Source organism: Massilia scottii (assembly GCF_030846495.1).
Lineage (GTDB): Bacteria > Pseudomonadota > Gammaproteobacteria > Burkholderiales > Burkholderiaceae_D > Telluria_A > Telluria_A violaceinigra.
Map to the genome: position 1 here is coordinate 40,233 of NZ_JAVCWM010000001.1, position 24,140 is coordinate 64,372.

At 63.4% G+C, this 24,140-nt stretch carries 26 protein-coding genes; 7 read left to right on the plus strand and 19 right to left on the minus strand.

Going from position 1 to position 24,140, the window contains the following annotated elements:
• Positions 1-2 precede the first annotated feature (2 nt).
• The 9 genes from RBA41_RS00130 to RBA41_RS00170 are packed head-to-tail and all read right to left on the minus strand — an operon-like array spanning position 3 to position 7,586.
• Positions 3-305, minus strand: coding sequence for a PAAR domain-containing contractile injection system baseplate protein (locus RBA41_RS00130; RefSeq protein WP_099878580.1), 303 nt, complete (start codon positions 303-305; stop codon positions 3-5).
• Between the two features lie 56 nt (positions 306-361).
• Positions 362-2,197, minus strand: coding sequence for a type VI secretion system tip protein VgrG (gene vgrG, locus RBA41_RS00135; RefSeq protein WP_306619795.1), 1,836 nt, complete (start codon positions 2,195-2,197; stop codon positions 362-364).
• 17 nt (positions 2,198-2,214) lie between these two features.
• On the minus strand, positions 2,215-2,922 hold the full coding sequence (locus RBA41_RS00140; RefSeq protein WP_306619797.1) for a CIS tube protein: 708 nt from the start codon (positions 2,920-2,922) through the stop codon (positions 2,215-2,217).
• Complete coding sequence (locus tag RBA41_RS00145) at positions 2,923-3,129, minus strand: DUF5908 family protein (RefSeq protein ID WP_306619799.1); 207 nt, start codon at positions 3,127-3,129, stop codon at positions 2,923-2,925.
• Positions 3,130-3,131: 2 nt separating this feature from the next.
• Complete coding sequence (locus RBA41_RS00150) at positions 3,132-3,608, minus strand: phage tail protein (RefSeq protein WP_306619801.1); 477 nt, start codon at positions 3,606-3,608, stop codon at positions 3,132-3,134.
• An 11-nt stretch (positions 3,609-3,619) separates the two neighbouring features.
• Positions 3,620-4,078 (minus strand): phage tail protein, encoded by a 459-nt coding sequence (locus RBA41_RS00155; RefSeq protein ID WP_306619803.1) that lies wholly within the window; start codon positions 4,076-4,078, stop codon positions 3,620-3,622.
• 50 nt (positions 4,079-4,128) lie between these two features.
• Entirely contained in the window at positions 4,129-6,129 is a 2,001-nt protein-coding gene (locus RBA41_RS00160) for a contractile injection system sheath protein (RefSeq protein WP_306619805.1), read from the minus strand.
• 23 nt (positions 6,130-6,152) lie between these two features.
• Entirely contained in the window at positions 6,153-7,004 is an 852-nt protein-coding gene (locus tag RBA41_RS00165) for a contractile injection system cap adaptor (protein WP_306619807.1), read from the minus strand.
• Positions 7,005-7,007: 3 nt separating this feature from the next.
• Positions 7,008-7,586, minus strand: a complete 579-nt coding sequence (locus RBA41_RS00170) for a contractile injection system cap protein (RefSeq protein ID WP_306619809.1) — start codon at positions 7,584-7,586, stop codon at positions 7,008-7,010.
• Positions 7,587-7,604: 18 nt separating this feature from the next.
• Here RBA41_RS00170 and RBA41_RS00175 point away from each other — a divergent pair, with 18 nt between their 5' ends.
• The 3 genes from RBA41_RS00175 to RBA41_RS00185 all read left to right on the plus strand — a co-directional run bounded on the left by RBA41_RS00175 (position 7,605) and on the right by RBA41_RS00185 (position 9,084).
• The gene (locus RBA41_RS00175) at positions 7,605-7,880 is read left to right on the plus strand and encodes a hypothetical protein (RefSeq protein WP_306619811.1); all 276 of its coding nucleotides are present in this window, start codon (positions 7,605-7,607) and stop codon (positions 7,878-7,880) included.
• Positions 7,870-8,502 (plus strand): eCIS core domain-containing protein, encoded by a 633-nt coding sequence (locus RBA41_RS00180; RefSeq protein ID WP_306619813.1) that lies wholly within the window; start codon positions 7,870-7,872, stop codon positions 8,500-8,502. Before RBA41_RS00175 ends, RBA41_RS00180 begins: the two co-directional genes overlap by 11 nt.
• Before the next feature lie 336 nt (positions 8,503-8,838).
• Entirely contained in the window at positions 8,839-9,084 is a 246-nt protein-coding gene (locus RBA41_RS00185; protein ID WP_306619815.1) for a hypothetical protein, read from the plus strand.
• A 21-nt stretch (positions 9,085-9,105) separates the two neighbouring features.
• Here the strand turns inward: RBA41_RS00185 and RBA41_RS00190 are convergent, their stop codons facing one another.
• From RBA41_RS00190 to RBA41_RS00220, 7 genes are all read right to left on the minus strand, one after another.
• Complete coding sequence (locus RBA41_RS00190) at positions 9,106-10,254, minus strand: branched-chain amino acid ABC transporter substrate-binding protein (protein ID WP_306619817.1); 1,149 nt, start codon at positions 10,252-10,254, stop codon at positions 9,106-9,108.
• Positions 10,255-10,356: 102 nt separating this feature from the next.
• The gene (locus RBA41_RS00195; protein WP_306619819.1) at positions 10,357-11,460 is read right to left on the minus strand and encodes an HAF repeat-containing protein; all 1,104 of its coding nucleotides are present in this window, start codon (positions 11,458-11,460) and stop codon (positions 10,357-10,359) included.
• Positions 11,461-11,651: 191 nt separating this feature from the next.
• Entirely contained in the window at positions 11,652-11,918 is a 267-nt protein-coding gene (locus tag RBA41_RS00200; RefSeq protein WP_306619821.1) for a hypothetical protein, read from the minus strand.
• Between the two features lie 336 nt (positions 11,919-12,254).
• Positions 12,255-12,626, minus strand: coding sequence for a CCDC90 family protein (locus RBA41_RS00205; RefSeq protein WP_306619823.1), 372 nt, complete (start codon positions 12,624-12,626; stop codon positions 12,255-12,257).
• Between the two features lie 371 nt (positions 12,627-12,997).
• Positions 12,998-13,282, minus strand: coding sequence for a hypothetical protein (locus RBA41_RS00210; protein WP_306619825.1), 285 nt, complete (start codon positions 13,280-13,282; stop codon positions 12,998-13,000).
• Positions 13,283-13,657: 375 nt separating this feature from the next.
• Positions 13,658-15,769 carry a TonB-dependent receptor gene (locus RBA41_RS00215; RefSeq protein WP_306619827.1) on the minus strand — a complete coding sequence of 704 codons (2,112 nt, stop codon included), beginning with the start codon at positions 15,767-15,769 and terminating at the stop codon, positions 13,658-13,660.
• Positions 15,770-15,896: 127 nt separating this feature from the next.
• Complete coding sequence (locus RBA41_RS00220) at positions 15,897-18,275, minus strand: DNA polymerase II (protein WP_306619829.1); 2,379 nt, start codon at positions 18,273-18,275, stop codon at positions 15,897-15,899.
• Positions 18,276-18,583: 308 nt separating this feature from the next.
• Between RBA41_RS00220 and RBA41_RS00225 the strand changes: the two genes are divergently transcribed.
• Complete coding sequence (locus RBA41_RS00225; RefSeq protein WP_306619831.1) at positions 18,584-19,354, plus strand: polysaccharide deacetylase family protein; 771 nt, start codon at positions 18,584-18,586, stop codon at positions 19,352-19,354.
• Between the two features lie 175 nt (positions 19,355-19,529).
• Positions 19,530-21,065: an MBL fold metallo-hydrolase gene (locus RBA41_RS00230; RefSeq protein WP_306619833.1), complete on the plus strand. Its 1,536-nt coding sequence runs from the start codon at positions 19,530-19,532 to the stop codon at positions 21,063-21,065.
• A gap of 61 nt (positions 21,066-21,126) precedes the next feature.
• On the opposite strand, the gene RBA41_RS00235 is transcribed toward RBA41_RS00230, so the two are convergent.
• Positions 21,127-21,555 carry a GNAT family N-acetyltransferase gene (locus tag RBA41_RS00235; protein ID WP_306619834.1) on the minus strand — a complete coding sequence of 143 codons (429 nt, stop codon included), beginning with the start codon at positions 21,553-21,555 and terminating at the stop codon, positions 21,127-21,129.
• 37 nt (positions 21,556-21,592) lie between these two features.
• A complete protein-coding gene (locus tag RBA41_RS00240; RefSeq protein ID WP_306620620.1) occupies positions 21,593-22,477 on the minus strand; it encodes a LysR family transcriptional regulator in 885 nt (294 codons plus the stop codon).
• A gap of 79 nt (positions 22,478-22,556) precedes the next feature.
• On the opposite strand from RBA41_RS00240, the gene RBA41_RS00245 reads away from it, so the two are divergent.
• Together RBA41_RS00245 and RBA41_RS00250 are read left to right on the plus strand one after the other, a co-directional pair.
• Positions 22,557-22,886, plus strand: a complete 330-nt coding sequence (locus tag RBA41_RS00245) for a DoxX family protein (protein WP_306619836.1) — start codon at positions 22,557-22,559, stop codon at positions 22,884-22,886.
• 12 nt (positions 22,887-22,898) lie between these two features.
• Positions 22,899-23,606, plus strand: a complete 708-nt coding sequence (locus RBA41_RS00250) for a glutathione S-transferase family protein (RefSeq protein WP_306619837.1) — start codon at positions 22,899-22,901, stop codon at positions 23,604-23,606.
• On the opposite strand, the gene RBA41_RS00255 is transcribed toward RBA41_RS00250, so the two are convergent.
• Positions 23,507-24,091 (minus strand): hypothetical protein, encoded by a 585-nt coding sequence (locus RBA41_RS00255; protein WP_306619838.1) that lies wholly within the window; start codon positions 24,089-24,091, stop codon positions 23,507-23,509. The two genes, RBA41_RS00250 and RBA41_RS00255, sit on opposite strands and share 100 nt — an antisense overlap.
• Between the last annotated feature and the right edge of the window lie 49 nt (positions 24,092-24,140).

Below are 24,140 nucleotides of genomic sequence, written 5' to 3' on the forward strand. Positions count from 1 at the left end.
CCTCACCCGCCGATCATGACAGTGGGGCAACCGAGCACGATGGTGCCGCCATGCTGGCACGGGTCGCCCACGCGCGCGGCCGCCTTGCCGCCGATGAAGACCGTGGTGGAGCCTTGGGCGATCTGATCCGGCGGGCCGACGCAGGTGCATTTGTCCCCCATCACGGCGGCCACCAGTTTGCCGATCAGGACCGTGGGTACGCCGGGGCCGATCACCGGGCCGCCCACGTGCGGAATCGGGGACGGGACGGCCGGCGTCTGCATCGGGCACACGTGCATATCGGTCTGGCGGGCGGCGGGCGGCATGGCGGCATCCTTTCGGGAGCGGTGGTCGGGGGCGGCAAAACGGTCGTCCGGCGCGGTCAGTTGATGTTCACGGTCGCTCCCTTGATGGTGGTCTGGCCGCTGGCCGAGAATTCGGCGCTGCTCGCCCCTTTCGCCACCATCGCCATGCCGGCCTTGATGGTGATGTTCTGGGCGTCCTGCGTCATATCCTTGCCGGCCTTGAGCGCCATGTCGCTGCCGGCCGTGACCGTGATCTTGGCCTTGGCGGTGAGCACGATGTCGGAGGCGCTGTCGAGCAGGATGCCTTTCTCGCTGAGCGAAATCGTGTTGCCGTTCTGGTCGGTGGCGACGATGGATTTGGCGTCGTCGCTCATGACCACCTTGTTGCCGGCGGGCGTGAGCAGGCTGATGACCTTTTTCTCGTCGTCGAACTCGACCTTCAGCAAGCCCTTGGTGACGATCGCCTTGGTATAGTTCTCGGCGCTGAGCGCGTAGGGCGGGGTACGCATGCTGCTGTACAGGCTGGCGATGACGACCGGGTTGGACGGGTCGTTGTTGAGATAGGCGACGATCACCTCGTCGCCGATCTCGGGAATGAAGAAGGCGCCCACCTTGTCCGAGCCGTAGGCGCTGGCCAGGCGCGCCCAGACCCCGCCGGCATCGTCCTGCAGCACCGGCAAGGTGACCTGGATGCGGTTTTCGCCGCCCGGATCGGCATCGAGCTTGGCGACCTTGCCGATGTGCAGGCCGGTCACGCCGGGCATCAGGCCGGACGCGGCTTCGCCGGCCCCGCCATGGCGGGCGCCGCCCCAGTCGGGGTCGAGGCCGAAATCGACGTCGGTGATCCAGTTGCCGTCGGCGATGTGATGCTCGACCGAACTGACGAACACCTTGCCGCTGAAGCGCGTGCCCACGCCCTTGAGCTCGATCAGGGTGCCGGGCAAGGCCAGTGGGCTGCCCTGGAAGGCCATGCTGCCGCGCACCCGCGCCAGCGCGGCCTTGACCTGGCGCGCCTTGGTCCAGGCCGTGAGCGCCGCCGTCTCCAGCGGCACCGGGGTTTGCAGGCGCAGCGAGGCGATGCCGCCCACCTTGCCCAGGGTGGCCGCGTCCAGGTTGCCCTGCAGCGACAGGTCCGCGGGCCCGGCGCTCTGGGTGGCGATCGCCTGGGTGGCGGGGTCCCAGCTCACCCCGGTCACCTGGGCGTACTGGGTGCGGGCATCGATCTCCGCCTCGAAGCGCATGATGTCGGTGCCATAGGTCAGGCTCAGCACGGCCGTGGCGCTGGTGTCGGGCGGCTTGACCGTGACGGTCTCGTCGCCGGTGATGACCAGCAAACCGTTCGCCTCGGCGCGCGCCAGCAGGAAGTCCCAGTCGCTGCTGTAGTACTGCACCAGCCCGTGATATTCGCTGGTGGTGTCGGCAACCTCGGCGCTGATGCCGGAACAGCCGCCCAGCAGCGCCGTGATGGCGGCGCTGTCGGTGCTGTCGACATGGTTCTTGTTGTTGCGGCTTAAGGTCAGTGCGAAGGCCGGATGGCGGCATTCGATGCACACGCGCACCCGGTTGCCGGCGTCGATGCGCACGCCGTGCTTGATGACGACGCCGGAAAAGATCGGCCACGTCTTGGCGCCATAGCCGGCTTCGATGCTGATGCGCGCGCCCGGCACCAGCTGCGCGGCATCGCTGACGGCGAAGGTCTTGGCCGCCATGTCGCCGTCGGCCACGTAGATGCGCGCCTGCGCCAGCTTGTTGACGCTGCGCGACACTTCCACGGCGATGACGCGCATGCTGTCGGGCAGCACCGTGCCGTCGCTCTTGACGACCAGCTTGAACACGCCCTTGCTGGCAGCGGTGGGCGAGGGCGGGCCGCCAGGGGCGGCGGCGTCGGACACGGAATCGGGCGGGGGACACATCGGCGCGGCCTTGTGGTTCAGTTAATCGGAGGAAAGCGCAGCACCATGCCGGGCGTCAGGGCGCGAAAGCCGACCAGGCCGTTGACACGGGCAACCTCCATGTAATAGCCGGGATCGGCATAGATGCGCTCGCATAGCAGGGGCAGGGTGTCGCCGGCGCGCACGGCCACCAGGTGCGACAGGTCGGGCGAACTCCTGGTCGCGCTTTGTTCGATTTTCTTGGGGCTGGCCATGGCCAGCACGCCCAGCGTGACCTTGGCGCGCAGCGGTTGTCCGCTGGGCTTGAACAGGGTGTAGTCGATATCCATCGACTCGACCACCCCGATGAAATTCATGTCGCCCCAGACGAAGCGCAGCACGTTCGGCTCGTGGATGTCGCCCTGGTAGTCGTAGACCAGGGCGCGCAGGGCGGCGAGCATGTCGGTGACACTGGCGCTCAGGCCGCCAGTGCTCATCAGCGAGCTGGCGTCGATCAGCGACACCACGCCGGTGCCGTCGAGGATCAGTTGCGGCAAGGTCAGCTTTTCCGGGTTGACCGCGCTGAACTTGGGCGTGGCGCCCGGCTGGCCCAGGGTGGGGCACTGGTTGTACTGCACGCTCAGGCGATGCTGGTAGCTGGCCGGATTGATCTGCACTTCGAAGGATGGTCCGGCGATGTCGGTGCCGTCCGCATCGCAGGTCGAAATCTTGAGCAGGTTTTTCGAGCCGAGGCTGATGCCGCCCATCTAGCGCTCCTGCATCTGGTTGATGGCGTCGCGCAGCAGGCGGGTGCGCTGGGCCACGGTCTTGTCGTCCGCGCCGAGCTGCGGCCCGCCGGGAACGCAGGTGTCTTTCTTGACGGGCGGCGCTTCCTGGGCGCGCGCGGCAGCGGCGCCGGGCGCGCCCTGTACCACGTTCGACTTGATGTTCAACTGGTTGATTTCGATGGGCATGGTCAGGTCAGTCGGTTGGAATAGTTATAGCTGAGGGTAATGTTTTCGATGGCGACTTCATTCTTTTCCGAGCCGAAGCCCTCGACTTCCCATTTGGTCGGATAGGCGTTGGCGAAACTCCAGGAGCGGATCGGCAAGCCCTGGGCATTCATCAGGCACACCACGAGCGGCTGGGCCACGATGGGGAGCACGAAGTCGCCCTCGAACACCGAGCGGCACCACAGCACCAGGGGCGAGCTCATCGGGGCGATGCCGCGCTTGAGCTGCAGGCTGCGCGACTTGTAGTGGGTCGGCAGGGTATGCACGTAACGGTTCTCGCCGCCTTCGACCACGGTTTCCGTCTCCAGTTCCGCGGAAATGCCCGACACTTCCTTGAAGGAAGTGTCGGCCAGGCCCAGGGTGGCCCCGAACATGACCTTGAAGTAGAAGGCGGACGGCTGGTAGCCGTCCGACGTCAGCAGCGATAGCGGGTTGAACATGCGTGGTCCGCTTAGCCGTTAGCGATGGTCAAGCCTTCGTGCACGATCTCGATCGTCTCGATCGATGCCTCGTTGCCCTCGGCCTTGAGATCGGTGCCGGTGATCTTGGTCGGCCAGGCGTTGGCCAGGGTCCAGACCATGGTCGGGGCCCCGGTTTCGTCGAGCAGGCTGATGGTCACCGGTACGCGCTTGACGGTGTTCATCTTGATCTGGTTGAACCACTCCCAGAATTTGTTGTCCGACTTGAACACCCCTTTTTTCATGGTCACGTTGCCGACCTTTTTCAGGCCGGGCATCTTGATCACCGAAAATTCGGGACTGTCGCCGTGGCGGTACTTGATTTCCTCGGACTGGATATCGAGCCCGCTGACTTCCTGGAACGACATGACCTGGGAATCCCATTTCACCTGGAAATAGAACTTGGGGAGCGGCCATACCGCTGTCGATTGTTTTGAGCCATCATCTGCCATCGCGAACCTCTTTCGTAAGTCACATCAGGGAAGAACTGCCCGTTGTTGCGTCAGGATTTTTGCATCTGTTGCTGGAAGGTGATCTCGATGAACTCGGCCGGCCGGCTGACCGCCACCAGGATGGTGACGCGCAGGATGCCTTCGAGAATATCTTCGGCGGTCATGGTTTCGTTCAGGCCGACCGAGACGCTGAAGGCGTCGTCCGGGCTGGCGCCGGCCAGGCCGCCGCGCTTCCAGATGCCGGTCAGGAAGTTGCGCGCCATGCTCTTGATGGTGACCCAGGTGTTGGCCACGTTCGGCTCGAACACATAGGCCTTGCTGGCCAGGCGCAGCGATTCTTCCAGCATGATCATGGTGCGCCGCACGTTGATGTAGCGCCAGTCGAGGCTGTTGCCGTCGAGGGTGCGCGCGCCCCACACCAGGGTGCCTTCGCCGATGAAGGTGCGGATCGCATTGATCGATTTGCCGGTGGTGCTGACGTTCAGGTCTTCCTGGTCGTCATGGGTGATGTTGACCGACGGCGAGGTCACTGCCGCCAGGCTGACGTTGGCCGGGGCCTTCCAGACCCCGCGCGTATTGTCGACCATGGTGTACATGCCGGCCATGGCGGCGCTCGGCGGCAGCAGGTTGAGGTTGCGCTGCACGGCCAGCAGGATGCGCGTGTACAGCGGGCTGATGGCCGCCAGGGTGCTGTGCAGCGTGGCGATTCGGTGCAGGCGATCGGCACGGTCCTCGACCAGCTTCCAGTCCTTCTCCAGGTTGTTGAGGATATCGCGCACCTGGCCGGCCTTGATGCGGGCCGCCGGACTCTTGCTGGTGTCGGCATACAGCACGCTGGCCAGGTCGTTGCTGAGCAGGTCCTTGAGCTTGCTGCGGTTGTCCGCATCGAAGCAGGTGAAATCGAGCTCCTTGGCGGCCACGATGGTCGTGTTCACCCACGGATAGTAAGCGGCGCCGAAAGCGAGGAAGCTGGTGCCGACCCCTTCGCGGAACGCGTTGACGGGGCCGTCGTTCAATTCCTTGTCGCCGTCGTACACATCGAGAATCGCAAAGCGGCTCTTCATCTTGTAGCCGCAGTGCTGCAGCATTTGTATTTGCAGCGCGTAGCAGTCATCCCTGGCGAGGAGAACGGCTTCCGGAATGACCAGCATGGTCGGTTCCTGTTCCTTGAGCAGGATATCGATGCCGCCCGTGAGGCCTTCGGTGTCGGGCTGCTTGTCGTAATTGCCCACCGAGACGATGTAGCAGGCGCCGCCGCCGTTCTGGAAGAACAGCTTCATGCTGTGATACAGCAGGTGCTTGCCCGCGGTCTTGGTCAGCTTGTAGGGCGCGCTCTGGCGCGCCTTTTCCCGCTTGAGGTTCTCCACATTGGCAGCTGCCATGGCCGTGCCGGCTGCCGTGGCATCTGTCTCGGCCGCCTTTGCAGCCGTATCGGCCGTGTCGTAAGCGGTTTTTTTGGCTGCCTTGTCCGCGTCGGCGGCTTTGTCGAGATCCGCCTTGGCGACATCCGCGGCCTTGCGCAGCGCCGCTGCCTTGTCGGTGGCAGCCTTGGCGGCGGCCGCGGGATCGCCGGCGGCGCCGCTGTCGGCAGCGCTGGCCTTGGCGTCGGCGTCGGCCTTCGTGGCGGCGGCCTCGGCGGCGTCATAAGCGCTTTGCATGTCGGCCTTGTCGGCTTCGGCGGCGCTGTCGAGCGCCTTTTTGGCATCCTCGGCGGTTAATCTGGCCTTCTCCGCCGCAGCGCGCAAGTCGGCATTTTCGCCGCCGGCGCCGGCGGCGCCCTCGGGCAGCGGCGCGGCGGCCGAGAAATCGGCGTCGTCGGGGCGCTCGATGTTGGCGAAGGCGAACACCGGCAATGGCGGGCCGCCGAAGTGGACCTCGAACTCGGCCATCGAGCTGATCCGCATGGCCTTGTTGTTCAGGGACGAGCCCTTGTAATCGGCAATTTGCGTGTGGCCGATAAAGGCCGGCACCGCGGTCGCGACCTCGACCACCGAGTTGGGGAATGCGTTCTGCTCAACGATGTAGACCCCGGGAGTTTTATATTGCGCCATCTTGCGTCCTTTCTGGTGGGTAATCAGGGGATGTAGATTTCCGACACTAATACTGGTACGGCACTTCCTTCTGTAATTTCCCGCCCGATGGCTGCCACGCTCGCGTTCGGCAGTCGCTTGATGAGAATTCTTTGGCCCAGCTCGCCCTGGTCGCGCAGCTGCAGGCGTTGTTGCGGGGTCTTGCGCATAGCGATCGCCTGTTCGCTGGCAAAGGTCAGTGCCGACCGGTTGCCGGGCAGGGGCGTGCGCCCGCGCGCCGCGAAGCGCAGTTTGTCGTCGAGGTCGACGATGACCGGATTAGGTGCATCCAGGTCGCTCAAAAAATGGTACTTCCAGACGCTGGCGCGGGCCCCGAAGCGGACCAGCCAGACTGGCGCGGCAGCCTGCGCCAGCGCCCCCGCCACATCGGCCAGGGCCAGCACCATGAAAAACGCGGGCCTGGCGCCTTGCCCGGCCAGACCCGCGGCCTTGTCCGGCACGCGCGGACGGCGCCAGGCCGCCGGCCCGGCCAGTTCATCGGGATGCAGGCGCCAGCGGCCCACGCCTTCGGCCTGGGCCCGGGCACTGTGGAAAAACAGGCAGGCGTCGGGTGCGGGCGCATCGAGCCCGGTGAACAGGGAAAAGTGGGGATCGGCCGAGAGCACGCCAAATTCGAGTTCCGCGCCCGCTTCGCGGCCGCCTTGCAGATCGGCGCGCGCCGCGGCCTGGCCGGCCAGCGCCAGGCCGCGGGCGGACGGACGGGTGAGGATGCCGAAGCGATCGAGCAGGGCGGCGCACTGCGGCGTCGGCACGAAGCGGAAATTGGCGCTGGCCCCATCGGGGAAATACGCGTGCTCGGCACGCAATTCCAGGAGAAGGGAATATGCGCCGTGCATGGCTCAGTGGCTTGCGTTGGTGATCGGTTCGGCCACGGTGCCGACCTGGTGCGTGATGTCGTCGCCGCCCACGGTAATCATGCGCACCTTGTATATGACGGAGGGCAGATAGCGCCCGCTGAGCATGGTCCAGAGATTGCTCAGCTCATGCGTCTTGAGGTTTTCGATATCGAGCAGGAGCCGTTCGATGCGCTCGTCGAGATCGGGCGTGACCTGATGGTCGAACACCGGCGTGCGCTGGAAAAAGGCGATGGCGCTGGAAATGAAGCGCAGTGCCTCGGGATAATTCTTGTCGCTGAAATTGGCGGCGACCACTACGTACAGATTGAGGAACAGCGGCCGGCTGAAGACCGGCGTGCGGCCGGCGCCGGGGCTGGGCGCGAATGCCTGCTGGGGCAGCGTGTCTTTCTCGATATTGGTCAGGCAGATCACCACCTTGTTGGCGATGTGCGGGGCGATGGCCCCGTCCTGGCCGATGATATTCGACACCACCACGATGTCGTCGGCGAGCTTGTGGCTGCGCCGCAAAAACTGATTCAGGTGCTGCGCGAGGTGATCGATGGCGGCCTCAATCATCAGCATGCTCTCCGTTCGGAACGCTTGGGAAAGATGACCGGCAGGCGCATTTCTGATCTCCCTGTTGTTGTAATTTCGGAAGACTTTATCATAAGACACTGTGTGGTTTTTTTTATTTTTGCGATGTCGCAATCGCCACATCAACGTGGTAATTTATGCGATTGTGAGGATCATTTCGTGATCGGTTTCGCCGGCGAAAACTGCACCGTGAGCGTGCGGCCGGCAGGCAAGCGCGGCTGTAGCGGCGGGCTGCGCGCCATTTTTCTGTTCTGTTCATGCGAGGTGAACGATGAGTGCTGATGCGCTTTACCAGGCGGCACAAGCCGGTCCCGAACCACAGCGAGAGCGCCAGGCGCGCGCCCCCGGGCCGGCGCAAGGCGTGGCCGGCGGATGTGTCGCCCGGTTCGTCGATGGACGGGCGCAAGCGGGCGCGCAAATGCAATTACAAACGCTCGCCGACAAACGGTTACAGGCGCGCCAATGCAAGGCCATCGGCAGCCTGATACAAGAAAGTGCGCGCGTACGGCAGATGCAGGCGCTGGCCCGCATGGCGGATAAAGCACCGGTGCAGCGTCAGGCCGGGGCGAACGATGCCGGACTGCCCGATCAACTCAAGGCTGGCATGGAAAGCCTGTCGGGGATGAGCATGGAGCACGTCAAGGTGCACTACAATTCGGCGCAGCCGGCGCAATTGAATGCGCATGCGTTTGCGCAGGGCAGCGATATCCACCTGGCGCCGGGCCAGGAGCGGCATTTGCCGCACGAAGCCTGGCATGTCGTGCAGCAGGCGCAGGGGCGGGTCAGGCCGACGATGCAGATGAAGGCAGGCGTGCCGGTCAACGATGATGCGGGCCTGGAGAGCGAGGCCGACGTCATGGGAGCGCGGGCGGCTGCTTTCGGTGGGTCGCCACGGCAGTACTAGAGCGCCGCGGCGCATGGCGCGGGCAGCGCGGTTGTGCAACCCTGTGTGCGTGCTATCGCGGACCATGGGGAGTGCGCCGCCCGATACCGATGAGGCCGGCATGGTGGTCATCAAGACCGGTCTGGAACGACTGGTCGCCGCCCACGACCCGGTGCGAATCGCTGCGTTGATGGATCTATTGCGTCAGCATGACCCCGACCGCATGCCGGCAATTGAACTTCATTGTGAACAGTACACGCCAGGGCAAAAGCGTATCGCGGCAGTCCGCATTCGAGTGGCGTATTGGCAGGCCAGTAGGCGGCCGACGTTGCCGCGCGTGCCCAGCTTGGTTCGGGCATGTACAACGCCTTGATCGCTTCCAGGGCCGGCACCGGCAACGTGCAGGCCGCCGTCGATCGGATCATGCTCGGCATGCGCGGCGACGCGCCGACCTTTTCGACTGGCATGGGAGTCAACCGGGCGTTGCCAGGCGGTGCCAGGGCAAGGGAAGGGCATGCGGACAGGGGCGAGGCCGGCCATGTGCAGTCGGTTCCTCCCTATCTGCTGAGGTTGCAGCATCTCACCGACGACCGCGACCTCTGACCCCCCTGCCGGCCACGCCGCTTACTGGATGACGCTGAGGCGCTGGCGCTTGCCGCTCTTGAAGGTGAACAGCGTCAGGCGGCCATCTTTCACATCGCCCCGGGCGTCGAAGGCGGTCACGCCGGTCACGCCCTTGTGGCGCACCCTGGCCAGCGCCGGCAGGTACGCCGCCGGATCGGTCGAGCCGGCCTGCTGCATGGCGGCCACCATCGCATGCATGGCATCGTAGGCATACGGCGCATACGTCATCACGTCGATACCGTAGCGGCGCCGGTAGGCCGCGCGGAAATCATCCATGCCTTTTTGCTGCTGCGCATCCACCCCGCCGGCTTCCGCGCAGATGACCTGGCCATCGGCCATGCCCTCGCCGGCGAGCTTGGCCAGCGAATCGGAACACATGCCGTCGCCGCCCATGAAGCGCAGCGGCATGCCCAGCTGCTTCATCTGGCGCAGCATGGGTCCGGCCACGGCATCCATGCCGCCGAAGAAAACCAGGTCCGGCTTGGTGGCTTTGATGGCGGTCAGGATCGCGCCGAAATCGGTGGCCTTGTCGGTGGTGTATTGTTGCGAGACCACGCGCGCGCCCTGGCCGGCGCGCTTGACGTTCTTGATGAATTCGTCAGCCAGGCCTTTGCCGTAGGCGGTGCGGTCGTCGATGACGGCAATCTGCCTGGCCTTGCCGGTTTGTACCGCGTACTTGGCGAGCGCGGCGCCCAGCTGTTCGTCGTTGGCGACGTTGCGAAACGCTGTATTGAAACCCTGGCGCGTGTACTTGGGATTGCTGGCCGAAGGCGAAATTTGCGGGATGCCCGCGTCGAAGTAGATTTTCGAGGCCGGGATCGTGGTGCCCGAGGTTTCGTGGCCGATCACGCCGCGCACCTTGGCGTCGACCAGCTTTTGGGCCACGGTAGTGCCTTGTTTGGGATCGCCGGCGTCGTCCTCTGCCAGCATCTCCACGCGGTAGCGCTTGCCGCCGATCAGCACGCCCTTGGCATTCAACTCCTCGACCGCCATGCGCGCGCCGTTTTCATTGTCCTTGCCGAGGTGGGCGATGGCGCCGGAGGTGGCAGCCACGTGCCCGATCCGGAGCACGTCCTGCGCCTGCGCCACGCCGCCGGACAAGCTGGCCAGCACCGCCGCGCGCAGCGCCCATCGAGAATTGAACCGCATAGCTTCCTTTTTCGTTGACGCGGCCGGTATGCCGCGGAGCGGCCAGCATACCACGCAGGAATCGTCCGCGCGCCTGCGGCTTTCCCCAACCGGCGGCCCGCCTCAGCTGCCTGAGCCGGTGATCTCGATGCCGCGGTTGCGCACGTGATACAGCACGGCCAGGCCCGCCAGGGTCAGCACCCCGGCGATCAGGGTCAGCAGCTCGCTGCCGCCGCGGGTAATCACGGCTGCGGCGTTCGAGGCCATGGTCGCGGCGGTCATGCCGTGATCGTAGGTGGCGCCGATGACGAGTTCGCGGTCGTTGATGGCGTTGGTCAGGTGCAGGCCCTGGCCGCCGCGGTGCACTGTCATCTTCTTGTCGCGCCACACGAAGGACATGCGCTCCGAACCGACCATGACGGTGCCGACCACGTGGCCGGCGTTGTTGATATCGGTGGCAAAGCTGTTGTAGTTGCCGATCAGCGCACCCAGGTCGACCATGCGCTTGCCGTCGTGCATAAAGGCGCGCCAGCGGCGGTCCTTCGTTTCCGAGGCGCCGACCACGACGCCATTGTCATTGATCGCCATGGCCGAGCTTTGGCGCCCGCCCAGCGTGCCCAGGTCGACCATGCCGCGCTCGGCGGTGTACAGGAAGGCGTGGCGATAGCCGTCTGCGTTGGCGGCCGTGCCGACCACATGCCGGTGCTTGTTGATGCCGCTGGCGTAGCTGATGTTGCCGCCCAAGGTGCCGAGATCTTGCAGCTGCTCGCCGCCGTCGTTGATGAAGGCGTGCCAGTCGCCGTTGGGAATGTCGGCAAAGCCGACGCTGATGCCTTCCTGGTTGATGCCCATGCCGTAGCTGCTGGGGCCGCCAAGGGTGCCCATCACGCGCATGCCGCTGCTGCGATGGAAAAGGAAAGCGTTCCAGGTGCCATCCTTGTTGCGCGCCGATCCGATGATCTGGCCATGGTCGTTGATGCCGCGCGCATCGCTGTGCATGCCGCCGCGCGAGCCCAGGTCGGTGATTTTGCCTTTCTCGAACAGCACGCCGCGCGTGTTGCCGTCGCCATCTTCCAGCACGGCGGCCACCTGGCCGGCGCCGTTCATGTCGTAGGCAATGGTCGACTCGCCCGTGGGTACGGCGATGCCGAGCGAATGGGGGCGGGCACTGGCCTCGCCTCCCAGCAGGATCAGAACGGCGAGGCAGGCAGGCAGGGCAGGGCGCATGCGGAATTCCTTTCGATAATGGGCGTCGGGGCGATATCCGTCGTAAAACGAATATCGATGAATATACGCCAGCATTGCGACCTTGAGGAATATTTTTTTGCTATGTCCTGGTAATTTTATTGCGCTGCTGGTGTGAATAGTAAACAACCCGCACGGAGCGGGTTGTTGGCGACAAACGGCAGGGCACGCGGTCAGATGGATTGTTCGATGATGCGAACCATGGTGGGTACCAGCTGGGCCAGGAAAACGAGGCCCGCGACCCAGATGATGATCGCCGACTTCGCCTCGGCGATTTTTGTATGAACTTCTGCAATGTCCGATTTGGTCGCGCCAATTGCCTTGATCACGCCAATATCGATCTTCATTGCCGCGACATCAATTTTGATGGCGGCAACATTGGCTTCCAGTTTTGTTATGCTGGCTTCCATGCCCCCATGATCGTGCAGTTCACCGCTCATGTCCATAGTGTTCCTTGACCATGTAAACGTTCTATTGTCCGGGGAGGGCAGTACCTTGCAAGGACACGCTCCCCGCAGGTTGGATGATCAGCCGCCGTGCAATGCGAACGAGTCCGGTCGATACTCGGCACATCCCTGCCGGGTCGACGATGCGTTGATAAAGGAGACTCGTACGGGGCAGGTACTGCTCATCACAGTAAGACCTCGTCCATTGGAATTAGTTCTGCTGTTCCGGCACCATCACGTATTGGTTTCGTCCAGTCCGATCGGGTTCACGGCGTGCTGATGAACGTGGTAAAGCCCGCGTTGGGTTTTCGATCACCAAGGATGAGCGCATCAGATGTACTTCTCGATGAGGCGTACCGCTGCCGGCACTAACTGAGCCAGGAAAACGACGCCTGAAATCCAGAGGATAATTGCCGACTTCGCGTCCGCCACGGTGCTGCGTATCTCCAAACGCACACCGGCAATGTCGGACCGCACTACCGCGATTTCGGACCGTACCTCGGCAATCTCGGACCGAAACTCGGAACGCACCCCGGCAATCTCGGACCGAAACTCGGAACGCAGTTCAGCAATATCTGATTTCGTCGCGCCATTGGCCTTGATCACCGCTACATCGATCTTGATGGCGGTGATGTCAGCTTCCAGCTTGGCTACGCGGGCTTCCATGTCGCCATAATCATGCAGGTCGCCGTTCGTGTCCATTGTGTTTCCTCATGATTGACAGGATTTCGCCCGGTGGCACGGGGCCACTTCTGCTCTTTACAGTAAGACCTCGTCTGTTGAGCTTCGTTCTGTCGGACCGGTGCCAACATGCATGCCGCCACACGCAAAGTCGGTAGCCGGCCGGTAAAAGCAGCCTGTGACGCGGTTCATGGTGGTTGTACGGGAAGTTGCTTGCCTGGTGCGCAAAGAAGGAATTTGTTCGACTGGATTCGTTTCGCGCGCTCTGCGGAAGACGCCAACCGTCGCGTCAATTTTCTACGAGGTCTCGCGCGCCATCGTTAAATTTGCCGTCAATGCAGAAATGTGTAAAAACTTGCTCAGAGGCGGATCCTGAACGCCAACGGTGCGGGTCAGATGTACCTCTCGATCAGGCGCACTGCCGCGGGTACCAGCTGAGCCAGGAAAACAAGGCCTGCAACCCACATGATGATGACCGACTTCGCTTCGGCCACAGTGCTGCGTATTTCCGACCGTACTTCGGCGACCTCGGCACGCACTTCGGCAATATCCGACTTGGTCGCACCCGTAGCCCTGATCACCGCTATGTCGATTTTCATCGCGGCAAAATCGGCTTCCAGTCTTGTTATGCGAGCTTCCATGTTGCCATGATCACGCGGTTCGCCGGTCATGTCCATCGTGTTCCCAAATGAGTTAGCGGTTTTCCGCACGCTGATGCCAGTCGGTCGCACGCACACGGCACCTGCGCGCGCAATGGTCGACCGCCATATCATGCGATTGATGCCGGCGGCAACTCGGTTTCCGCCGGCCATCCCGGCGACGCGTTGGCGAAAGATGGCCGCGCGCGACCACTATCGCCCACCAGAGTAAGACCTCGGCTATCGTATTTGGTTCTGCCGCATGAGGGGCGTCATGCCTGCGGCGAGATGCAGGGCGGTGGCCATCCGGCCAGCGCCGAGCAGGCGCTTGCACTGTTCACCCTGGCACCGGATGGCGCTGCGCGGATGCGCGAGGAAGGCAATCGTCCCGATTGCCCTGGATTGCCTCATTTCTCAGAACGCATAGCGCGCCGTCAGCTGGACCGAGCGCGGCGCGCCAGGCAGGTTCAGATTGCCGTTGCTGCCATGCCCGGCAACGATGTACTGGCGGTCAGCCAGGTTCATCGCATTGAGCTGGATGTCGACCTTGCCCTGGCGGTAGTACGCCATCGCATCGATTGTCGCGTAGCCCGGCAGCGCCACGGTATTGCCCGGATTGGCAAAGCGCTTGCCGACGGCATTGCTGCCGGCGCCCACGCCGAAGCCGTTGCCGAGCGACTTGGTCAGCCACACGTTGGCGCTGTGCACGGGCGTGAGGGTAGGGCGCTTGCCCTGCACCGGTTGACCGGAATCGATGGCGACCGACGACACCGCCCGCGCATCCAGATACGCGTAGCCCGACCACAGCTGCCAGCCATCGCCAAGCTTGCCGGCGAAGGTCAGCTCGATGCCATCGCTGCGCTGGGTACCGATCGGAATGAGGCGGTTGGTGGTAGGGTCGGTCGCCTTGATGTTGGTGCGCTCCAGACGGAACAGCGACACCGCGGCGGTGGCATTGCCATCGAACAGGTCGAACTTGGCGCCGATTTCCTTGTTGGTGGTTTCCTCGGGCGCGATCTGGGCGTTGTTCGCGGCCAGCGCAAACGATTCGCCCGACGGCTGGAACGACTTGCTGAAGGACGCGAAGTACGATTGCGTCTCGCCCGGCTGATAAACGAGGCCGGCGCGCGGGCTCCAGGCGCGGTCGACGCGGGCGAGGTTCGACTGGCCGGCGCGGCGTTCGCGGGTTTCCTGTTCAAAACGGTCGAAGCGCACCCCGGCCAGCGCCTTCCACTGCGCCGACAAGGTCGCCATATCCTGCACATAAGCGCTGGCCACCGTCAACACGCCCAGGTTGTCGGTCGACGGCGCGGCGCTCACGGTAAACGGCAGCACTGGCGCGACCGGATTGAACAGGTTGACCTTGGCGATATTGTTCTGCGAGCGGAACAGCTGGTCCTTCTCCTGCTTGCCGATCTCTATACCGTACAGCAACTGGTGGCGCATGCCGGCCAGGTTGGCGATTTGTTTCAGCTCGGTCTGGTTGAAGTAGCCGGTTTCATCGCGCATCACATTGCTGCGGTTCAGCGACGCCGTCAGCGCCTTTTCATCGACCGCGCCAGCCAGCGTATTGTTGCGGTCGAGCGTGTAGTTATAGTGGCGGAAGGCATTGCGCAGCGACCAGGCATCGTTGAAACGGTGATCCAGCGTAAAGCCGAAGGCCTTCACTTCCGCTTCGGAGTAATCGTTGTTTTTCGCGTTGGCCGCGCCGTAGTAGGTGCCGGCGGGAACGTCGACCGCCCTGCCGCGATACGCCGGCACGCCGAAATCGGTCACCCGCTTGTCGCTCAGGTATTCGGCTTGCAGCAGCAGCCTGGTGGCGTCGCCGAGCTTGAGCGAGACCGATGGCGCAAACGCTTCGCGGTCGAGAAACTGCTGGTCGCGGTAGCTGTCGGCACGTTCGATGGCGCCGGTCACGCGTACCGCCACCGGGCTGGCGCTGTCAGCGCGGGCGATGTCGATTTCGGCGCGGCGCTGGTTCCAGCTGCCGGCCTGCAGGCTTACCTCGTTCTTGTTGATGCCGGGCTTTTTGCTGATGCGGTTGATCAAACCGCCGGACGAGCCGCGCCCGTACAGCACCGATGCCGGCCCCTTGATGATCTCGACCTGCTCCGTGTTGGACAGGTCGCGGAAGTACAGCGCATCGTCGCGCATGCCGTCGACGAACTGGTCGGCGATGGCGGTAAAGCCGCGGATGGTCACCTGGTCGCGCTGGCCGTCGCCGTGCGACAGGCCAATGCCCGGCACCGCCTTGAGCACATCCTGCAGCGAGCGCGCGCCCTGGTCGCGCAGCACGGAAAGCGGCACCACGTTGACGGTTTGCGGAATATCGCGCAGCGGTGCGTCGATCTTGGTGGCGCTCGTTGCGCTGGCCGGGTTGTAGCTGGTGTCCTGGTCGCGCGTGGCGGTGACGGTGATTTCCTTGAGCGCGGTCTGCGGCGTCGCTGTCTGCGCGAGCGCAGGGCTGGACAGTTGAGGGAGCGCGAGCGCGATGATGACGGCCAGCCGGGTCTTTTGCATTGCCATATTGCATCCTTTTGTTTTTACGTTGCTTAGCTAGTACTACGAATGATAATGATTCCTATTACTATTATTGCTGAGCAACGTAAATATGGCAAATTTAATGTGCATTGCATAGATTTTTAGGCCGGCATCAGAACAGGGTCTGTTGCAAACTCGTCAGGCTGGAGAAATCGTCGCCCAGGAAGGGCAGGATGGCGTCCGCGATCGGCTGCAGCTGGCGCGTGACGTAATGGTCGTAATCGATGCGCGAGCGCAGCGTTTCCAGCGGTTCGGGGCCGGCCAGCGTCATCACGTACTGGATCCAGCCGCCTTTCTGGTACTGCAGCGGACGGCCGTGAAGGCGGTTGAAGTCGTCCGCAAGGCGCGCCGCCCGCACCGGGGGCGGCGTATTGCCCTGGTATTGATCGAGCGGGCGGCGGATGCGCTTGCGGTACACCAGCAGGTCGTCGAAGTCGCCGCGCAAGGTGCTGTTGACGTACTCGCGCACGTAATCGCGGTAGCTTTCGCGCCTGAAGATGCGCAGGTACAGGGCTTGCTGGAATTGCTGCGCCAGCGGCGTCCAGTCGCTGCGCACCGTCTCCAGGCCCTTGAATACCATCTCCTCGCCGCCGTCGTCCTTGCCGACCAGCCCCGCATAGCGCTTCTTGCTGCCTTCTTCCGAATTGCGGATGGTCGGCATCAGGAAGCGCCGGTAATGCGTTTCGTACTGGAGTTCGAGCGCGCTGTCGAGGCCGAATTCCTGCTGCAGATGCCGGGTCCACCACGCATTGACATGGGCGACGAGCGCGCGGCCGATCTCGCCCGCCTGCGCGTCGTCGTGCGCGTGCTTGAGCCAGACGAAGGTCGAATCGGTGTCGCCGTAGATCACCTGGAAGCCGCGTTCCTCGATCAGCTCGCGCGTGCGGTGCATGATCTCCTGTCCGCGCAGGGTGATCGAGGAGGCCAGGCGCGGGTCGAAGAAGCGGCAGCCATCGGACCCGAGCACGCCGTAGAACGCGTTCATGATGATCTTGAGCGCCTGCGACAGTGGCTGGTTGCGCTCGCGCTTGGCCGCTTCGCGCCCCTGCGCGATCTGGCTGACGATGGCCGGCAGGCAGTGCTTTTCGCGCGCGAAGCGCGCACCCCAAAAGCCCGGCACGGTGGCGCCGCTGTCGTCGCGCAGGCCTTCGATCAGGCCGACCGGATCAATCAGGAAGGTGCGGATAATCGAGGGATACAGGCTTTTGTAGTCGAGCACCAGCACCGAGTCGTACAGGCCCGAACGCGAATCCATGACGTAGCCGCCCGGGCTGTTTTCGCCGGCGACATCGCCCAGGTTCGGCGCCACGTAGCCCTGGCGGTGCATGCGCGGCAGGTACAGGTGCTCGAAGGCGGCCACCGAGCCGCCGCTGCGGTCCACCGCCAGCCCGGTGACGCTGGCCCGTTCGAGCAGGAAGGGCAGCAGCTCGGTCTTCTCGAAAATGCGCGTGACCAGTTCGCAGTCCTTGAGGTTGTAGTGCGCCAGCGCCGGCTTGTCCTCATTGAAGCGGCGTTCGATTTCGGCCATGCGCTGGTAGGGATTGTCGATCGCCTTGCCAACGCCGAGCAGGGTGCGCGACACGTTTTCCAGGCTGAAGGAGGAAAAGCGCCAGGTCGCCGATTTGAGCGCGTCGATGCCGTCGATGATCAGGCGCCCGGCCGCGCCGGCGAAGAAATGCTGCTGCGTGCCGTGTTCGCGCCACTCCATCGGGCTGCCGTCGCGCCCCAGGCGCAAGGGCACCTGGCAGCGCTCGGCGTGCTTTTGCAGCACGCGCAGGTCGAACTGCACCACGTTCCAGCCGATGATGGCGTCCGGGTCGTGCGTTGCGAGCCAGGCATTGAGGCATTCGAGCATGTGCGCGTGGCTGTCGCAGTAGTCGAGGGCGAAGTCGAGCGTGAAATCGTGCACCTTGTCGCTGCCGTTCGGCGGCCCCAGCATGTACACCTGGCGCTGGCCGCAGCCTTCGAGCGCGATCGAATACAGCTCGCCGCGCGAGGTGGTCTCGATGTCGAGCGAGACCAGCTTGAGGCGCGGGCGGTAGGCCGGCGCTGGCTTCAGATGGCTGCCCAGCGCCACGCCCGCCTGGCCGCCGTCCGGATCGTCGTGGAACCAGACCGGCGCCGTGATGAAGCGCTCCATCAGGTAGCGCTCGGGCGGGCGGATGTCGGCTTCGTACACATCGATGCCGTAGTCGCGCAGGCGCTTTGCCTGCTTGAGCAACTGGCGGTAATGCTGGCAATACAGACCGAATACGGGGCGCCGCTGGAAGTCGACCAGATCGAGCTCACGCAGTTCGCAACCGCGTTCACCTTGCAGCAGTGCGGCGACCTGGGTGCGCCACTGCTCGGGAATGAATGCCACCGACGGCTGCGCCGCCAGGCGGATCTGGCGCGGGCCCTGGTCCGTCGCCAGCCAGAAGTCCACTTCCGTGCCGGCGGCGGTATCGCGCCAGTGTCGGGTCAGAAGAAATCCTTGCTGCGGTTGATTCAAGTGACTACCTCTGAAATGCTGATGGGGCGGGTGAATGTGCGCTGTGTGCAACGTGCCAGTTGCCGGACGGCTCCGTATACTAAGCGAATGTGACGCAACAACATAGAGCGCTGCAAGTTTCCTCGAATGGCGCCAGCTCCATTGGCACGCGGCCGGGCCGGCGTGATCATTGTCAAAGCCGCGATAACCCACATCACGATAATAAGAGCCAGTCTCGGCAGATTGGGCGACGTGACCGCAGTGCCGGGCGGGCCCATTCCGGCGACCACTCTTACCGCGCACCGCGCCCCCCTCCAATGAACACGGTGATGAACAGGCTGTACGCCGACTACCTCATGCCCACGCGCCTTCCGTTGTACGAGGATTTTATTCGCGCGGCGGGCAATGCGGGGTATGTGCAAACGTCGGTGCGCCAGTATGTGCATGCTTTGCGCGAACAAGGCCCGCGTCGCCAGCAGAAAGTCGTTATTCACCGCCACGACATCGATACCGATCTCAGGACTGCTAGAAAACTATTCGAGATCGAGAAAAAATATGGTATCAAGGCCAGCTATTATTTTCGGCTTTCCACGCTCGACTTCGCGCTGATGAACGAGATCGAGGAATATGGCAGCGAGGCCAGTTATCATTATGAAGAACTGGCTACCTTCGCCAAGAAGCACCACATCAAGGATCCCGCCGTCATCCAGGCGCGGCTCGGAGACATTCGCGACGATTTCGCCCGCAATGTTGGTTCGATCGAGGATCGTTTCGGGCGCAAGCTGACCACCGTGGCCAGCCACGGTGACTTTGCCAACCGCCGCCTGGAGTTGAGCAACACCGAGATTCTCAAGGACCGCGCATTGCGCGAGCGCTGCGGGATCGAATGCGAGACGTACGACCGCTCGCTGCTCGACAACATCGACATGTACATTTCCGACCGCCCGTTTCCGCAATATTACCGCCCGCTTTCTCCATTCGATGCACTCGGACAGTACGCCAGAATCTGTTTTCTGACGCATCCAAGGCAGTGGGAAACAAACTGGATTGAAAATACCCGGGACAACCTGTTTCGTTTGTATGAAGGCGTGACCTGGTAGTCCGGACATACGGCGCATGGATTCATATCAGCATTGGCATTAAGCCGGCTCAGACAGCGAGCTCGGCAATCCCCCCGGACTTATTCCTCATCAAGCACCGGCATGATCGCGCGGACCACACTGGCTTGTCAGCGGGGACGTCCGTCCCCCGACATACAACCTTGAGATACTCACTATGAAAGCAGACTTCACATTGTTGGGGCATGCCGGCTTCCTGATCGAGACCGATCACGAGATCCTGCTGATCGATCCCTGGCTGAGCGAGAACGGTGCGTTTTTCGGCAGCTGGCATCAATGGCCGCCGAACAGCCACTTGCTCGGCATGGTGCAGCAACGCTGCGCCGACCGGGTGCTGAACATTTTCCTGAGCCATGCGCACCAGGACCATTTCGATGCATCGACGCTGCGCGCTTTGTCGAATCATCCGCGTTGCACGGTTTTCATTCCGAACTATAAAGATAAATATCTGCTCGACACGCTGCGCGGCATGCAGCTCCAGACCGTCGAACTGTCCGAGGGCGACCAGGCGGGCATCGGCATTCGCTTGCGCGTGTTCATCGATGATGGCGGCATCAATCAGGATGCCGCCTTGTTCGTCAGCACGCCCGATTTCACCTTTTTCAATCAAAACGACTGCAAGATGTTTGACCGGCTGGCGATGCTGAAACAGGAACTCGGCGACATCGACTACTATTCGGTGCAGTTTTCCGGCGCCAACTGGCATCCGGCCTGTTTCGAGATGCCGGCGGAGCAGCGTCAGACTCTGTCCAGGAAAAAGGCACTCAGCAAGTTCCACAACGTCCTGGGTGGCGTCCGGACCCTTGCTCCGCGCTTTCTCGTGCCGGCGGCGGGGCCGTGCTTTTTCCCGTTTCTCGATCCCGCGCTCAGCCTCGGCAGCGGAACGATCTTCGTTCATCAGGACCAGCTCGATCACTACCTGACGCAGAAAGGAATCGGCAACATCCTTTATCCGCGGCCGGGCGAGCGCATTGACGAGAGCGCGAACCGGATTCCCATCGCCGCCCCCACGCCCGCCGAGCTCGAACGCTACCGGGCCGCGCATCAGGACGTGTGGGAACACACCGCCGACACTTTCTCGGCGACGCGATTTGCGCACGTGCTGCAGCGGCGGCTGGATATCATGGCCGACATGGCCGTGCCACCGGACACGCCATCGATCGCGTTCAACTGGGGCCCGGGCGACGCCGACTGGCTGCAGGTGGACCTGGTCGGCAAGGTGCTGGTGGCATCTCCCCAACCGCGCCCGCCCTGCATTGTCCTGACAGCGAGCACCACATATTTTTCGCTGATGTGCACAGAGGCGCGCTGGCAAGACCTTGCATTGAGCCTGCGCGCAAGGCTCCAGCGGCTGCCGGACGTGTACAACACGGTCGCCAACATTTTCCTGTTCGCCGATGAAGCGAACCTGGCCAGCTCCCTGGAGCACAATTTCAACCTGTCGCAAGAGCGCATCGTGATCGAACACCTGGGGCGGAAATACGAGATCAACCGCTATTGTCCGCATCAGGGCGGCGACCTGGCTTACGCCACCATCGACGAGAACCTGCACGTGGTCTGCCCGCGCCACAGCTGGCGCTTCGATTTGCAGTGCGGGGGCATGTGCAAGTCGTCGGGCATGGGCATTGCCGCGGTCAAACTTGGCGGGACGAGCGAGGACGGCCTGGCCGGCGGCGCCGAGCCGCCTGAGTGATGGTGTGAGAGCAGTGGGGCGGGAACCCGGCCGACAAGGTCGAGATCGGGGCCTGCATAGGCTAGTCGAGGTCCAGGTAGCCGCGTTCCCGCGCCAACTCCTGGTTGTCGAAAATAGCCATCGCCGTTTTCATGCGCCTGAATCCGAATTTTCGATAAAACGGTTCCTTGCCCGGCACCGCATACAGCAGGATCTTCTTGTGCCCGTGGGACAGCGCGACCAGCTTGGCGACGATTTGCTTGCCCAGGCCACTGCCCTGGTATTGCGGCAAGACCGCAACGTCGCACACGTAGGAGGTGTCGACGCCGTCGGCCAGGGCGCGTCCCACGCCGACGATGCGACCGTCCTCATGCACGAAGCAACGGTAACGGCTGTTGGTGAAAACGATGTTCAGATTGGCGGCGCTCTTGTCGCCAAGCGCGACCTTGTAAAGCGCCGACAGTTCTTCCCAATCGACTGCATCGAGCGAGTCGGTCCATTCCAGTGCCATGCGGTTCCCCCAGTGAATTGTTTCGAAAGTTCTCACATTAACGCAATTGCAAGTGTTGCGCCAAGTGGCTGAACACAGTCGCGATCCGCCGCAAGTATCTGGACTCGGTATGCGTCAGCAACCATAGCTCGGTCTGGCATTCGTCGAGTACCGGGCTCAATTGCCTGAGGTCCGGGCGTGCTTGCGCCAGGAATAGCGGCAGTACGCCCACGCCCAGACCCATGGCCGTGAACTCGGCCACTGTGAGGATGCTGTTGACGCGATAGCGCGGCGCGACCCTGGGAAAATGCCTGCGTCGCCACACTACCGACGGATGCTCGGGCATGGCGTCGTCCGGGGCAATCCAGGCCAGCGATCCGGCGCGGTCGGGATCGAACTGGGTTGGCGCGCCATCTGTCGCCCCGAACAGGGCAACCCTGATCGGCCCCACGTGCTTGCCCACCACATGCGGCGGGGGGCGCTTGGTGACGCGCACGGCAATGTCGGCGTCGCGCTGCGTCAGGTTGGCCAGCTCGTTGCCGGTATGCAGCTCGAAACCCAGCTTCGGGTGCAGTACGGCCAAGGGCTTCAGGGCGGGCGCGAGCAAGCCATGCAGGATCGTGTCCGTCGTGGTCAGCCTTACCGTGCCGGCAACCTCATCAGGCTGGCTCTGCAGCAGCGCACGGGCGGCCTCGACCTGGGTCTCGATGTGTTCGGCATGGAGGGCGACCTGGGCCGCCATGTCCAGTGGCACGCAGCCTTTGCGCGATCGCTCGAACAAGCGTTGGCCCAGCCCCTTCTCGATGCGCTGGAGCACGCGAAACACTGTGGAGGCGTCCACGTTCAGGCGCGCGCCAGCGCCGGCGATGGTGCCGGCGCGCGCCAGAGCGAGGATCACCTGCATGTCCATTGCACTGAGCTGGTATTGCGTTTCTGCATTGATAGTCTGCATGTTTGCCTATTTTCATTGCAAATTCGAATCGATATATTACCTGCATTCACCCATCCGGAAGGAACAACCCATGGAAACCCGACCTCATCAAAGCGCGGCCGCGTATGGCATGACCCTCTTGCGTATCAGTCTTGGCATCATGTGGATCGCCCACGCGCTGCTCAAGCTGTGGGTCTTCACGCTGGCGGGAACGGCTGCCTACTTCGCCAGCGTCGGCTTGCCATCCGTGCTGGCCTATCCTGTTTTTGCGGCGGAACTGCTGGGCGGCCTGGCGCTGGTCGGCGGCGTTTATGCGCGCCAGGTTGCGCTGGCGCTGACACCGATCATGACTGTCGCCCTGTGGCTGATCGGTGACGGCGCGCTTGCTGCCATGCGCAGCCCGTGCTTCACCCTGCGCTGATCGGCTTGCACGATGAATCCGACACTCACACTCATCAGCCACGCGCTCTGCCCATACGTGCAGCGCGTCGCCATCGTGCTGGCCGAAAAGGGCCTGCCGTTCGAGCGCCGCGCTATCGACCTGTCGGCCAAGCCGGACTGGTTTCTTGCCATCTCGCCGCTCGGGAAAACGCCGGTGCTGCTGGTCGATGGCCAGCCGATATTCGAATCGGCGGCCATCTGCGAATACCTGGACGACGACTATGATCCGAAAATGCATCCCCGGCACTCCCTGATCCGGGCCCGGCACCGGGCCTGGATCGACGTCGCGTCGGCAACGCTGGCCTCGGTTGCCGGCCTGTACGGTTGCGCCGCCGATGACGCCTTGGGGGGCCGGGCCGATGACCTGAAGGCAAAGTTCGGCACGGTCGAACTGGCACTGGCCGGCAGCGAGCGCGCCGGCCCCTTCTTTTCAGGCGCGGATTTCGCGCTGGTCGATGCCGCGTTCGCTCCGGTATTTCGCTACGTCGACCTGTTCGGCCATCTTCCCGGCCTCGATTTCCTGGGGGCGATGCCCGAGGTAAGCCGCTGGCGCCAGGCATTGCAAGCGCGGCTGTCGGTGCGCAATGCGGTGGCCGACGACTATCCGCAGCGATTGCATGCGTTTGTGCTGGGTAAGCATGGCGCCTTGTCGCGCGCGCTGCTGTTGGCCCCTCCTCCTGTATCGGGGCGAGGCGCTTGAGGTTGACGGTTGCCGCAGGCGGATGGCTGCGGCAAGTGTCCCAGCACCTGGCGCAGCGCGCCGTGCGCCATCGCCACCTCGGGCGAATCGTGCAGCAAGATCAGATACTTGGCGCGGAATGCGCTGGCGGCCGCAGTACCGGGTCCGACCAGCTCCTCGATCTGCCCACGCCAGCCGGCGATGGCCTCGGTGCTGGGCGTTTCCGGCTCGCGCCCGGACAGCTTGTCGCTGCCGAAGTAGGCCGCCATCTCGGCGGCAACTTCCGCCGGGATATAACGGTGGCCGGCATGCACGCGGTGGATCGCGTCGGCCAGGTTGAGCCGGATCGCGCATTTGAGCAGGTAACCGGCGGCGCCGGCGCCGGCGCCGAGCGCGCGCATGGCCAGCATGGCGCCGTGCCCGTCCAGCACCGGCATTTGCAGGTCCATCAGGGTCACGTCCGGGCGCAGGCAGAGGAAGCGCTCGATGCCACAGTCCCGTATCATGCTGGCATTTTTCGCAACATGGAGTTTTTATGGGGGTATTTCGACGCTG

Excerpts from the sequence above, each read along its gene's own strand:
- RBA41_RS00130 (WP_099878580.1), bottom strand. The coding sequence starts at position 305 with ATGCCGCCCGCCGCCCGCCAGACCGATATGCACGTGTGCCCGATGCAG.
- vgrG (WP_306619795.1), bottom strand. The coding sequence starts at position 2,197 with ATGTGTCCCCCGCCCGATTCCGTGTCCGACGCCGCCGCCCCTGGCGGC.
- RBA41_RS00140 (WP_306619797.1), bottom strand. The coding sequence starts at position 2,922 with ATGGGCGGCATCAGCCTCGGCTCGAAAAACCTGCTCAAGATTTCGACC.
- RBA41_RS00145 (WP_306619799.1), bottom strand. The coding sequence starts at position 3,129 with ATGCCCATCGAAATCAACCAGTTGAACATCAAGTCGAACGTGGTACAG.
- RBA41_RS00150 (WP_306619801.1), bottom strand. The coding sequence starts at position 3,608 with ATGTTCAACCCGCTATCGCTGCTGACGTCGGACGGCTACCAGCCGTCC.
- RBA41_RS00155 (WP_306619803.1), bottom strand. The coding sequence starts at position 4,078 with ATGGCAGATGATGGCTCAAAACAATCGACAGCGGTATGGCCGCTCCCC.
- RBA41_RS00160 (WP_306619805.1), bottom strand. The coding sequence starts at position 6,129 with ATGGCGCAATATAAAACTCCCGGGGTCTACATCGTTGAGCAGAACGCA.
- RBA41_RS00165 (WP_306619807.1), bottom strand. The coding sequence starts at position 7,004 with ATGCACGGCGCATATTCCCTTCTCCTGGAATTGCGTGCCGAGCACGCG.
- RBA41_RS00170 (WP_306619809.1), bottom strand. The coding sequence starts at position 7,586 with ATGCTGATGATTGAGGCCGCCATCGATCACCTCGCGCAGCACCTGAAT.
- RBA41_RS00180 (WP_306619813.1), top strand. The coding sequence starts at position 7,870 with ATGAGTGCTGATGCGCTTTACCAGGCGGCACAAGCCGGTCCCGAACCA.
- RBA41_RS00185 (WP_306619815.1), top strand. The coding sequence starts at position 8,839 with ATGTACAACGCCTTGATCGCTTCCAGGGCCGGCACCGGCAACGTGCAG.
- RBA41_RS00190 (WP_306619817.1), bottom strand. The coding sequence starts at position 10,254 with ATGCGGTTCAATTCTCGATGGGCGCTGCGCGCGGCGGTGCTGGCCAGC.
- RBA41_RS00195 (WP_306619819.1), bottom strand. The coding sequence starts at position 11,460 with ATGCGCCCTGCCCTGCCTGCCTGCCTCGCCGTTCTGATCCTGCTGGGA.
- RBA41_RS00200 (WP_306619821.1), bottom strand. The coding sequence starts at position 11,918 with ATGAGCGGTGAACTGCACGATCATGGGGGCATGGAAGCCAGCATAACA.
- RBA41_RS00205 (WP_306619823.1), bottom strand. The coding sequence starts at position 12,626 with ATGGACACGAACGGCGACCTGCATGATTATGGCGACATGGAAGCCCGC.
- RBA41_RS00210 (WP_306619825.1), bottom strand. The coding sequence starts at position 13,282 with ATGGACATGACCGGCGAACCGCGTGATCATGGCAACATGGAAGCTCGC.
- RBA41_RS00215 (WP_306619827.1), bottom strand. The coding sequence starts at position 15,769 with ATGGCAATGCAAAAGACCCGGCTGGCCGTCATCATCGCGCTCGCGCTC.
- RBA41_RS00225 (WP_306619831.1), top strand. The coding sequence starts at position 18,584 with ATGAACAGGCTGTACGCCGACTACCTCATGCCCACGCGCCTTCCGTTG.
- RBA41_RS00230 (WP_306619833.1), top strand. The coding sequence starts at position 19,530 with ATGAAAGCAGACTTCACATTGTTGGGGCATGCCGGCTTCCTGATCGAG.
- RBA41_RS00235 (WP_306619834.1), bottom strand. The coding sequence starts at position 21,555 with ATGGCACTGGAATGGACCGACTCGCTCGATGCAGTCGATTGGGAAGAA.
- RBA41_RS00245 (WP_306619836.1), top strand. The coding sequence starts at position 22,557 with ATGGAAACCCGACCTCATCAAAGCGCGGCCGCGTATGGCATGACCCTC.
- RBA41_RS00250 (WP_306619837.1), top strand. The coding sequence starts at position 22,899 with ATGAATCCGACACTCACACTCATCAGCCACGCGCTCTGCCCATACGTG.
- RBA41_RS00255 (WP_306619838.1), bottom strand. The coding sequence starts at position 24,091 with ATGATACGGGACTGTGGCATCGAGCGCTTCCTCTGCCTGCGCCCGGAC.